This is a genomic window from Veillonella sp. CHU110, assembly GCF_003992255.1.
Taxonomy (GTDB): domain Bacteria; phylum Bacillota; class Negativicutes; order Veillonellales; family Veillonellaceae; genus F0422.
Genome location: NZ_RQVA01000002.1, coordinates 12319 through 25041, shown reverse-complemented (window position 1 = coordinate 25041; position 12723 = coordinate 12319). Strand labels below are relative to the sequence as shown.

The window sequence follows — 12723 nt, the reverse complement described above, 5'->3', positions numbered from 1 at the left end:
TTATAGGGCCTTTAAACGACCAGCTAATCGCCAAGAATTAGCTACTACTGGGCGAATAGATGCAATTTGATTTTGCGAATAACCCATTGCAACGATTGCACTGATGATAGCTGCTACTACTTCTGTTTCTTTATTAGCAGCTTGTGCATTGGTAGTTTTATTCATTAAGTTCTCCTCCATTGTCATATTGATGGCCATAACCAGCCACGTGTATGTCCCTGATTCGTATTATAGAGGGATATTACCGTGTTTTTTAGGAGCACGGGTTTCGCGTTTGCTAGCTAGCATTGCTAGGGCATTTACAATTGCCGGACGAGTATGTTTTGGTTCAATAACTACGTCAACGAATCCACGTTCTGCTGCTTTGTATGGAGTTGCGAATTCTTCTACATATTTAGCAGTTTTTTCGTCTTTATCTTCATCGCGTTTGAAAATAATGTTTGCAGCACCAGCTGGTCCCATTACAGCGATTTCAGATGTAGGCCATGCATATACTTGGTCAGCGCCCAAGTCTTGGGAACACATTGCAAGATAAGATCCACCATATGCTTTACGAGTGATAACAGTAATTTTTGGTACTGTAGCTTCAGAGTAAGCATACAACATTTTCGCACCATGACGAATGATACCGCCCCACTCTTGGTTTGTACCTGGCAAGAAGCCTGGAACGTCAACAAAGTTTACGATAGGGATATTGAAGGCATCGCAGAAACGGATAAAGCGAGAAGATTTATCGGATGCATTGATATCTAGACAACCTGCCATTACGCGTGGTTGGTTAGCAATGATACCTACGCTTTGTCCTGCAAAACGTGCGAAGCAAGTAATAATATTTTGTGCATAGTGTGGTTGTACTTCATAGTATTCACCATTATCAACTGTTGCACTGATTACATCAAACATGTTGTATGGCATGTTTGGATTATCTGGAAGTAAAGTATTTAAACCTTCATCTTCACGAGCTGGATCATCACCAGTATCAACTAATGGAGTATCTTCCATATTGTTGCTTGGTAAGAAGCTCAATAAATAACGAATTTGCGCTAAGCAATCATCTTCGTTTTCTGTAGCAAAGTGAGCTACACCGGACACACGGTTATGTGCCATTGCACCACCAAGATCTTCTGCTGTTACTTCTTCTGCTGTTACAGATTTGATAACCGCTGGACCTGTGATGAACATTTGAGATGTATTTTTTACCATGTAGATAAAGTCAGTTAATGCTGGAGAGTATACCGCACCACCTGCACATGGTCCCATAATTACAGAAATTTGTGGGATAACACCAGAAGCATTTGTATTTTCAAAGAAGATTTTACCGTAACCTGCCAATGCATCTACTGCTTCTTGAATACGAGCTCCACCGGAGTCATTGATGCCGATAATAGGGGCACCCATTTTCATTGCCATACGTTGTGCTTTAACGATTTTAGCAGCGTGCATTTCCCCAAGGGAACCACCTTCTACTGTGAAATCTTGAGCGAAAGCAAATACCAAACGTCCGTCGATAGTACCATAACCAGTCACTACACCTTCACCTGGTAATTCTTTTTTCTCTTGACCAAAGTTAACACAACGATGTTTAACAAATTGATCTAATTCAACGAAGCTATTGTCGTCGAATAATTTCGCAATACGCTCACGAGCAGTATACTTGCCGTTAGCGTGTTGTTTTTCTACACGTTTTTCACCGCCACCTTGTTTTACAGTGGACAGTTTTTTATGCAATAATTCAATCTTTTCCTGAACTGTTGCCATTTTACACCTCCATAGGATTATTACGGATACAGTTGATTACTTCATGCGTTGGCAAAGTTCTAATAAAACGCCACCAGTTGCTTTTGGATGAAGGAATGCAATAGCAGATCCACCAGCACCGTAGCGAGGTTCTTCATCAATTAATCGAACGCCTTTAGCTTTTAAATCAGCGATAGCTGCTTTGATATCATCTACACGAAGTGCTACGTGTTGGATACCATTACGACCACCATTTTTTTCGATAAAACGACCGATAGGGCCATCTGGAGTTGTAGATTCTAAGAACTCAAGTTCAGCGTCTCCGCAAGGGAAGAAGCTTACTTTAACTTTTTGCTCTTCTACTACTTCATCTTCTGGAAGGTGTTCCATGCCAAGTGCGTTTTTATAAAATTCTTTTGTTGCTGCTAAATCGGATACACCGATACCGATGTGGTCCACTTGTAATACTTTGAATGCCATAATAACTCTCCTTTCAAATGAGCTGCAACTCGAAAGTGACATGCATCACTTTTCGATTACTTATATGATACCACGATATTAGATTTTTTTCATTCTTTTAATTATCTTTTTAAAGACTTTTCTAACACCGCGTTAACAACACTATAAGGGTCATTAGTTCTATTATTTACGGCCGCTACATCTTGTTTGAAAGCATCGCTTTCTACAACATGTTCATGTACATAACGCATAATTTGTTCATTGATCATAGCTACTAACTCATCATGTGTACGTTCAGCACGACGAGCTGCTAATTCTCCACTATCTTCTAGATATTCAAAGTGTTCATCTAGTGCTTCCACTAATTCATCAACACCTACGTCTTTGCTAGCGATAGTACGCTTAATTGGTGGTCTCCAATCAAGTTCACGAGAATCTAAATCTAGCATCATCTCAATTTCAACATTAAGCTTATCACAACCATCGCGGTCTGCTTTATTGATGGCAAACACATCGCCAATTTCTAAGATACCCGCTTTAATCGCTTGGATATCATCACCCAAACCTGGTACTAGTACTACCAATGTGGTATCTGCATTTTTCACAATATCCACTTCGGATTGACCAACACCAACTGTTTCAATGATGACAAGATCCATGCCGAAAGCATCCATTAATTTGACAACGTCTGCTGTTTTCTTAGATAATCCACCTAGACTGCCACGTGTGCCCATGCTTCGAATAAATACATTTTCATTCAATGTTAAATCATTCATTCGAATGCGGTCACCCAAAATAGCACCACCTGAGAATGGACTCGTTGGGTCAACAGCTACGATACCAATTCGCTTACCTTGTTCTAGATAATGTTTGACAACTTTATCTGTCAACGTACTTTTACCAGCTCCTGGAGCCCCCGTAATACCCAAAATACGAGCATTACCAGTACGTGGATAGATGGCTTTCATAATGTCAATGGCATTATCATATTCATTTTCCACAGCCGTTATGGACCGTGCCAAAGCAAGACGAGATCCTTCTAACAATTCTTTAATTAAATCCATATTGTCACCGCCCTACTCTATAGATGACTAGGCCCGAACATGCATGCCCGAGCCTAGCTCAAATATATTATTTTACGTTAGCTTTGATGAACTCAATTACATCAGCTGTTGGAGTACCTGGTGTGAATACTGCAGATACGCCAGCTGCTTTCAAGCCAGGAATATCAGCATCAGGAATTACCCCGCCACCAACTACTAATACATCGCCCATGCCTTTTTCTTTCAACATTTCAACGATTTTAGGGAACAATGTGTTATGCGCACCGGAAAGAAGAGATAACGCAACTACGTTAACGTCTTCGGAAAGAGCTGCTTCAACGATTTGTTCTGGAGTTTGACGAAGACCTGTGTAGATAACTTCGAAACCAGCATCGCGAAGTGCGCGTGCTACTACTTTTGCACCACGGTCATGACCATCAAGACCTGGTTTTGCTACGATTACTCTGATACGTTTTTCTGCCATGATGTTATACCTCCAAATAGGTTCGATTAATTATAATGTGGAATGAGCTTGGTATTCACCGAATACGCCGCGCAATACGTTACAAATTTCACCTAATGTAGCATATGTTTTAACGGCAGCCAAGATTAATGGCATCAAGTTTACAGATTCATCTTCTGCACCAGCTTTTAATGCTGCTAATGCTGCATCAACTGCTGCTTGATCGCGGTCTGCGCGAACTTGTTGTGTTTTCTTGGATTGGTTGATACCTACAGAAGCATCGATGCGAAGAAGACCTTCAACTGGTTTTTCCTCTACTTGGAATTTGTTAACACCTACGATTGTACGAAGGCCAGATTCCACTTCCATTTGCCATTTATAAGCAGACTCTTGGATTTCTTTTTGGATGTAACCTTTTTCGATAGCTTCAACAGCGCCACCCATTTCGTCGATTTTTTGGATGTATGCTTTAGCTTCTTCATAGATAGCATTTGTCATAGCTTCTACATAGTAGGAACCGCCCAATGGGTCAACTACGTCAGCTAAGCCGGATTCGTAAGCAACGATTTGTTGTGTACGAAGAGCGATTTGTACAGATGCTTCAGTTGGAAGAGCCAATGCTTCGTCACGAGAGTTAGTATGTAAGGATTGAGTACCACCCATTACAGCAGCTGCAGTTTGAAGAGCAACACGAACGATGTTGTTGTCAACTTGTTGTGCCGTCAACATGGAACCAGCTGTTTGAGTATGTACACGTAACATCATGGATTTAGGTTTTTTAGCACCAAAACGTTCTTTCAAGATATGTGCCCATAGACGACGGGATGCACGGAATTTTGCAACTTCTTCTAATACGTTGTTGTGTGCGTTCCAGAAGAAGGACAAACGACCTGCGAAATCGTCAACTTCTAAGCCAGCTTTAAGAGCTGCTTCGATGTATGCAATACCATCAGCAATTGTGAAAGCGATTTCTTGCGCAGCAGTGGAACCAGCTTCACGAATATGGTAACCGGAGATGGAGATAGTATTCCATTTTGGCACGTATTGAGAGCAATATTCGAAAATATTAGTGATCAAACGCATGGATGGTTTTGGAGGGAAGATGTAAGTTCCGCGAGCTGCGTACTCTTTCAAAATATCATTTTGAATAGTACCGCGAAGTTCAGTGGAAGGTACACCTTGTTTTTCAGCAACTGCAATGTACATAGCAAGAAGTACAGATGCAGGAGCGTTGATTGTCATAGAAGTGGAAACTTTACCTAAGTCGATACCTTGGAACAAGATTTCCATATCTTTTAAGGAGTCAATCGCAACACCTACTTTACCAACTTCGCCTTCAGCCATAGCGTCGTCGGAGTCATAACCGATTTGTGTTGGTAAGTCAAATGCGCAAGAAAGACCAGTTGCACCGGACTCGATTAAGTAACGGTAACGTTTGTTGGACTCTTCAGCAGTTGCGAAACCAGCATACATACGCATTGTCCAGAAACGGCCACGGTACATTGTAGGTTGAACGCCACGAGTATAAGGATAGAATCCTGGGAATCCTAGATCACGTTCGTAATCGAAACCTTCTAGATCAAGCGGTGTATATACCGGTTGTTCTGGTAAGTTTTGACGTGCAGGTACTTTCTCACAGTTTTTAGCGTACGCTGCTTCATATTCAGCAAGTTTGGCTTTTAAGTTGTCATTAGCCATGTCATCATCCTCCTAAAAAATTAACCTTGTTTTTTCATGCTTCCTGTTTCAGTGAAGCGTTTATGCCAAGAAAGAGCTTCATCTAATAAGATAGGTGTATGGGCGCCATTTGTCTTTTCAATAGCTCTTTCGAGGTAATCTAATAATTCTTGTTTGTAGTCTGGGTGAGCACAGTTTTCAATGATTTTGTATGCTCTTTCAATTGGAGCCAAACCACGAACATCGGCAATACCTTGTTCTGTACAGAATACTTGTACATCATGTTCTGTATGGTCAATGTGAGATACAAAAGGAACGATGGAGCTGATGTCTCCGCCTTTTGCCACAGAGTTCGTACAGAAAATGGAGATATAACCATTTCGAGTGAAGTCCCCGGAACCACCGATACCATTCATCATTTTGCTACCCATGATATGAGTAGAGTTTACATTACCGAAGATATCGAATTCAATAGCTGTATTCATAGTGATAACACCAAGTCTACGAGCTAAGCCAGGGTTATTGGAAATCTCTTGCGGACGCAAAAGAATGTGTTTGCTGTATTTGTCGATATTGTCATAGAAGCGTTTCAATCCATCTGGGGATGGGGACAATGCTGTACCAGAGCAATCTGTTACTTTACCTGCATCGATTAAGTCCAACATACCATCTTGGATAACTTCTGTGAAAATGGATAAGTTTGTGAAAGGACCTTCAGCCAAGCCAGACACAACCGCATTTGCTACGGAACCTACGCCAGATTGTAATGGCAATAAGTTTTCAGGTAAACGACCTGCTTTAACTTCTTCTAAGAAGAAGTTAATCAAATGTTGACTCATCGCTTTTGCATCATCATCGATTGGTGCTAGTGGACGAGTTGTGTCAGGTACATCACATGGAACGATAGCTACGATTTTTGCAGGGTCACATGGGATGTAATCTGTTCCGATACGATCGCCAGCCGCTTTGATTGGGAATGGCTCACGGTATGGAGGGTCTTGTGGTTCATAGATATCATGCATACCTACCAAGGACATTGGTTGAGATACGTTCACTTCTACGATAACTTTTTTAGCTTGGCTAACAAATGTTGGGGAGTTACCAACGGATGTACTAGGAACGATACCACCATCCTCACGGATACAAACCGCTTCAATGATTGCTACGTCAGTATCACCAAAGAATCCATAACGAATTTGTTGAGCCATTTGGCTAAGATGCATATCAATGTAACGAATTTTTTGGCTATTTAACGCTTTACGAGTATCGTTATTTGTTTGATATGGGAAACGACGACGAATACCGTTTGCACGAGTTAATGCTCCGTCTGCTTCATCACCAACTGATGCGCCAGTCCAAAGATCGATTTGGAAAGGATCTGATTCCATGCGTTTTGCTAGAGCCAATGGCACTGCTTTAGGATAACCAGATGGTGTAAAACCACTGATACCTACATGGTCTCCTGGATTAATCAATTTAGCTGCTTCTTCTGCTGTAGTAATTTTTGCCTGCAACGCTGCGCCTTGCACGCGATCTAAAATGTCGATCATACTACCATCTCCTTTAGTTTGAATGACTTATTCAGCTGTGTCACAAGATAAGTACAGTTACATCCTTCCACTCATATTATACAATCACTATGTGATTGCTTTTTATCATAACTAAAACGTTAGTGTTTTGTAATCTATACCTAAAGTGTGATATTTGTTAATTCTCATAAATAGTACCGATTTTTCATCATATTGTCAACCTCATTATGTAAATATATGCATAATAGGCATACAGAATGCAAAAAAATAGAGGGCCTATAACTTTTTGTTATACCCTCTATCTACCTATATCTATAATTGTTGGAGTAGCCCAACTTTTTTCGATATAGTTATTCCTATCAAGATTACCTACTTATGTTTATGCATTGCTCTCTGTTATATTATTCATAACTAATAGTTATTTGCAATTATAACTATTAGTATGATTGGGAAAGCCCCCTATCTTCTATCTATGTTTTATCAAAACTCTACAGGTCGATATAAGCTTTCCCTTCATCATTCTATACTTTGACAATCACATTCAAAATTAGATAGTCCATATAATGATTATATTATATAAACTTTAATGCATTTAGATCGTATTGCACTATTCTCTTATTACGACTCATCGCGTATGACACTCATAGCAAATCCCAATAGTTGCCATAATACTAGACTCACTTGTTGACTATATAGGGCATGATCAAAGAGGCCACTGACTAATACAGAGACAGTTACCAATGTCATCCCATAGCGATACGGAATCCCTCTAGTATTACCTTTTTGCATATTGCGACTATGGCCTAGCAAAATAGCTAACAACAAGCATAGCGAAATCGGTCCTGTTTCTGCCGCCACATGTAAGTATAAATTATGAGCATGATAAATGATTACCCTTGGATCTTGGATGAAGTAATTATAGTCTGGATAGGTCATCCAAAATGCATCCCATCCGATACCAAACACAGGGAAGTCCTCCACCATGTACATGGTACTATCCCATAGAGCCCATCGGAGCATAACAGATGTATCTTGACCGCTAAATAAGGACCACAATCGGCTGGATACTTCTCCATGGTAAAAGAATAATACCAATGGCACTACTAGCAATGCATATAATAATCTTCGTTCTACACAGAGCCCTGCTACAAATACTGTCACGGCTAAACTCAGCCACATACCTCGAGAGTACGTGAGTACTAAACACAAGAGCATAATGAGTAGAGCTAAACCCATTTTACTACAACGCTTCCAGTCTTTTTCTTTCAGAACTTGTATCGTCCCTAAGCCTCCTATGGATAGGACAAACAACAAATATTCCCCTAGCAAATTCGGATTCTGTAAAGTTCCATACATACGACGCATAAGCCCTGGAAAGTGAACATTATCCACCCACTCATGGATATGCGTAGATATCATATAAAAGTACTGATAGGCTGCGCCTAAACAGACGAGGACACCAGTGATACAAAACAAAGAGAGAAACCTCTTGCGCCGTTCTTCTGTATTCATATAATAGGTCATTAACCAATACACCGTACCATAGATAGCTATGTGATAGCCCCAACTCATAGCCGACCATTGGACATTCACAGAATTTATAATAGAAATCCCTGTCCAAATGATATAGGCCAGTACGGTCCACTGCAACCAATGTAGGGCCCCAGAAAATCGCTGTCTATCGAAGAGCAAAGCCAATAGTCCAGCCAAGATGACAAGTACATTTCCACCTATAGGAAATAGTGGAATACACAGCGTAGCCCCATAGAGGAGGTAGACTATCCATTGATCTACAGATAGTCTACGTAGGGCATCCATTAATGCCCCATTTCTTGGGCGAGCCATTGTTGCACGTCACCAAGAATGTATAAGGACCCCACCACAGCGATGATATCGCCTTCCTTCGTTGTTTTCATTGCATGGTCTAACCCCGATTGGATAGTCTCCATAGGATCTGCTTGGACGGGCATTTGTTTTGCCAATTGTACTGGATCAATACCACGTGGAGTAGGAGCTGGCACCGTGATCACTCGGTCTTTTTGTCCCACTAAGTAGCTGACCATAGTGGATACATCTTTATCTTCCAAAATTGACAAAACCACAGTTTTCGGTTGTTCTGGGTACAGTTCATTGTATGTCATAGAAAAGGCTTCTGCTCCGCTCGCATTATGAGCCCCATCTAAAATGATTGTCCTGCCATGAACTTTGAAGGTTTCAAACCGTCCTGGCCAATTAGCACGAGCTAAGCCTTCACGGTACGTTTCTTCGCTCACTGCTGGTTCTTTGTCTTTCAAGATTTGCAATACCCTTGCTGCACACGCTAAATTTAGGGCTTGATGGATACCATGCATAGATGTGAAGAGCATGTCTTTATGGCCTGCTTTATCTTTTACTGTAATCATTTGTCCCATCGCCATGGCACTACGACTATCGATAGTAAAATCTTCGTTAAACACATGATATTTCACACCTAACGATTTTGCCGTTTCTTTGATTACATCAAGAGCACCGCCTTGAGCTGCGGTTACAAGAGGCACTCCTTGTTTGATGATACCTGCTTTATGGCGAGCAATTTCCTCTACTGTATCTCCACAGTACGCTTGATGGTCGATGGTTACGTTTGTAATCACAGCCACTTCTGGAGTGATGACATTCGTAGAATCTAACAGTCCACCTAAGCCTACTTCAATAACAGCATAGTCTACTCCTTGTTCTTGGAAGAATAAGAATGCCGCTGCCGTCAAGATTTCAAATTGTGTAGGTGCTTCTACGCCGCGGTCCATAATAGCTTTTACTGCGTGGCTTACACGTTCAATCAAATCAGCAAAGGCCTCTTCCGTAATACACGCCGTATTTACACGCATACGCTCCGTATAGGAGTGCAGGTGAGGGGACGTAAATGTCCCCACTCGAAGTCCGCTCATATACAATCCATAGGTAATATAGGTAGAAACAGACCCTTTGCCATTCGTCCCTGTTACATGGATGGTTTTATATGTATCTTGTGGATTCCCTAGCTCTTCTAGTAGAGCTGTAATCCGCTCTAATCCTGGATGAATCCCAAAGGAGGCTACCTCTTCTAGGTAGGCAATCGCTTCCGTATAATTCATGATGGATCTCCTTATGCTAATGTTTTTAAGAACTCTTCACGTTCGTTTAAAGCTTGTTGTTTTTGTTTGTACTCTTCCAATTTTTCTTTTTCTTTCGCAACCACCGCTTCAGGGGCTTTTGCCAAAAATCCTTGGTTATTCAATTTGCCTTCTAAACGAGCGATTTCTTTCAATACTGTAGCTTGTTCTTTGGCAATACGTTCTTTTTCTTTATCTGCATCGATTAAATCTTTCAACAACAAGTACACCTCTAAGCCATTCACCACGGTTACTGTAGCATTTTCTGGTTTTGGTGCATCCGGTGAAAGTACTGTTACTTTTTCAGCCCAGCCTAATGTGTGGAAATAATCACCATGGGTTTCTAAGATACCTTTCAATTCTTCTGTAGCAGGCACCAAGATAACTTCAGAGCGTTTGCCCATTGGTACATTCATTTCTGCACGCATGTTACGGATACCTTTAATGCCGTCCATCATCACATTCATATGAGCCGCTGCAGATCCGAAGCCTTCCATGGATAATGTACTTGGCCATGGAGCAACCATGATGCTCTCCCCTTCATGTGGCAAGTGTTGCCAAATGTGTTCTGTGACAAACGGCATGAATGGGTGTAATAATTCCATCATATGACGTAGGATGGATACCAATAAGTATTGTACTGTTTGACGGTCACGGCCACCTTCTTTATTGTATAAACGAGGTTTCGCTAATTCAATGTACCAGTCGCAGTACGTATTCCAAATGAAGTCATATACAGCGCTCGCTGCTTCCCCTAATTCAAATTTATCAAGGTTATTCGTAATATTAGTAACCGTTTTATTGTATTCTTCTAGAATCCATTTATCTGCCAATGTGTAGTCTTCTGCACTTGGTACGAAACTTTCATCAAAGCCTTCTAAGTTCATCAACACAAATTTGGAGGCATTCCAAATTTTGTTGGCAAAGTTACGGTTTGCTTCCACACGTTCCATGTAGAAACGCATATCGTTGCCCGGTGTATTACCAGTTACCAAAGTAAAGCGCAACGCATCGGCACCGTATTCTTCAATGACTTCTAATGGATTGATGCCATTGCCCAAGGATTTACTCATTTTACGACCTTGGCTATCGCGTACTAACCCATGAATGAACACGTGTTTGAAAGGAATTTCTTCTTTAAATTCTAAGCCCATGAAAATCATACGAGCTACCCAGAAGAAGATAATGTCATACCCTGTGACCATAACGCTAGTTGGGTACCAATGTTTCACTTCCTCTGTATTTTTAGGCCAACCCATTGTGGCAAATGGCCATAAAGCAGAGCTGAACCATGTATCTAATACGTCTGGATCTTGTTCTACTTTGCCATGGCAATGTGGGCATTCTGTCAATGTTTCTGTGGTTACGATCGTTTCCCCACACTCTTGGCAGTACCACGCTGGAATACGATGGCCCCACCATAATTGACGAGAAATACACCAATCACGAATAGACTCTAACCAGTTAGTATATGTTTTAGTAAACCGTTCTGGTACAAATTCAATAGATTTGTCACGTACAACTTCTAAAGCAGGTTTTGCTAATGGTTCCATGGATACGAACCATTGTTTCGACACCATAGGTTCAACAGTTGTATTACAACGAGAACAATGACCTACACTGTGACCATGTTCTTCCACTTTTTCTAATAAACCTTGTACTTCTAATTCAGCTACTACTTGTTTACGCGCTAATTCACGTGGCATATTCACAAAATGACCTGCTCCTGCATTCATGGTGCCATCTGGATTCATTACCACGATACTTTCTAAGTTATGTCGTTGTCCCATTTCAAAGTCATTAGGGTCATGAGCTGGTGTAATTTTTACGCAACCAGTACCAAAAGATTGATCTACATATTCATCGGCAATGATCGGGATGTGACGATTGACAAACGGAAGTAATAATTCTTTGCCCACTAAGTGCGCATAGCGTTCATCATTAGGATTCACCGCTACAGCTACGTCACCAAACATCGTTTCAGGGCGAGTTGTGGCTACCGTTAAGAACACATCTTCTTCACCGATTACAGGATATTTAATATGCCATAAATGACCATTTTCATCTTCGTGTTCTACTTCAATGTCAGACAATGCAGTCAAACAATTAGGGCACCAGTTAGTAATGCGTTCTCCACGATAGATTAAACCTTTTTCGTATAACTCTACGAATACTTTTAATACTGCTTCATGGTAGCCTTCATCCAAGGTAAACCGCTCTCTCGTCCAGTCACAAGAAGCACCTAAACTACGGATTTGTTTTACGATGGTGCTACCGTATTCTTGCTTCCATTCCCATACACGTTTCAAAAACTCTTCACGACCCAAATCATGACGAGATTTCCCTTCCGTTTTCATGATATTTTCTTCTACTTTTACTTGCGTTGCAATCCCTGCATGGTCTGTGCCAGGCATCCACAATACATTGTAGCCTTGCATGCGTTTCGTACGAATCAAAATATCTTGCAATGTGTTATCAAGGGCATGACCCATGTGCAATTGACCAGTTACATTTGGTGGTGGCAACACAATGCTGAAAGGCTCTTTATTCGCATCTACTTCTTCGTGAAAGTACCCTTTCTCTTCCCAATATGTATACCATTGTTGTTCAATCTCCTTTGGATTGTATGTAGTTAAATTCTTATATTCTTTCATGCGTCCTCCTATATACAAAAAAGACCCCTCGTC

The 12723-nt window shown here is 41.0% G+C and carries 10 protein-coding genes; all 10 read right to left on the bottom strand.

Going from position 1 to position 12723, the window contains the following annotated elements:
• The 10 genes from EO122_RS08180 to EO122_RS00900 all read right to left on the bottom strand — a co-directional run bounded on the left by EO122_RS08180 (position 1) and on the right by EO122_RS00900 (position 12690).
• On the bottom strand, positions 1 to 165 hold the full coding sequence (locus EO122_RS08180) for a hypothetical protein (RefSeq protein WP_164725921.1): 165 nt from the start codon (positions 163 to 165) through the stop codon (positions 1 to 3).
• Between the two features lie 63 nt (positions 166 to 228).
• Positions 229 to 1758, bottom strand: coding sequence for a carboxyl transferase domain-containing protein (locus tag EO122_RS00940; protein ID WP_127008973.1), 1530 nt, complete (start codon positions 1756 to 1758; stop codon positions 229 to 231).
• Between the two features lie 36 nt (positions 1759 to 1794).
• The gene (gene mce / locus EO122_RS00935; RefSeq protein WP_127008972.1) at positions 1795 to 2217 is read right to left on the bottom strand and encodes a methylmalonyl-CoA epimerase; all 423 of its coding nucleotides are present in this window, start codon (positions 2215 to 2217) and stop codon (positions 1795 to 1797) included.
• A gap of 101 nt (positions 2218 to 2318) precedes the next feature.
• Complete coding sequence (meaB, locus tag EO122_RS00930; RefSeq protein WP_126937573.1) at positions 2319 to 3260, bottom strand: methylmalonyl Co-A mutase-associated GTPase MeaB; 942 nt, start codon at positions 3258 to 3260, stop codon at positions 2319 to 2321.
• Between the two features lie 67 nt (positions 3261 to 3327).
• The gene (locus EO122_RS00925; protein WP_126937572.1) at positions 3328 to 3723 is read right to left on the bottom strand and encodes a cobalamin B12-binding domain-containing protein; all 396 of its coding nucleotides are present in this window, start codon (positions 3721 to 3723) and stop codon (positions 3328 to 3330) included.
• Positions 3724 to 3753: 30 nt separating this feature from the next.
• A complete protein-coding gene (locus EO122_RS00920; RefSeq protein WP_126937571.1) occupies positions 3754 to 5400 on the bottom strand; it encodes a methylmalonyl-CoA mutase in 1647 nt (548 codons plus the stop codon).
• A gap of 20 nt (positions 5401 to 5420) precedes the next feature.
• On the bottom strand, positions 5421 to 6929 hold the full coding sequence (locus EO122_RS00915) for an acetyl-CoA hydrolase/transferase family protein (protein WP_127008971.1): 1509 nt from the start codon (positions 6927 to 6929) through the stop codon (positions 5421 to 5423).
• A 597-nt stretch (positions 6930 to 7526) separates the two neighbouring features.
• The gene (locus tag EO122_RS00910; protein ID WP_127008970.1) at positions 7527 to 8753 is read right to left on the bottom strand and encodes an O-antigen ligase; all 1227 of its coding nucleotides are present in this window, start codon (positions 8751 to 8753) and stop codon (positions 7527 to 7529) included.
• Positions 8726 to 10018, bottom strand: coding sequence for a folylpolyglutamate synthase/dihydrofolate synthase family protein (locus tag EO122_RS00905; protein ID WP_127008969.1), 1293 nt, complete (start codon positions 10016 to 10018; stop codon positions 8726 to 8728). Before EO122_RS00905 ends, EO122_RS00910 begins: the two co-directional genes overlap by 28 nt.
• Positions 10019 to 10029: 11 nt before the next feature.
• Positions 10030 to 12690: a valine--tRNA ligase gene (locus EO122_RS00900; RefSeq protein WP_127008968.1), complete on the bottom strand. Its 2661-nt coding sequence runs from the start codon at positions 12688 to 12690 to the stop codon at positions 10030 to 10032.
• Positions 12691 to 12723: the final 33 nt, after the last annotated feature.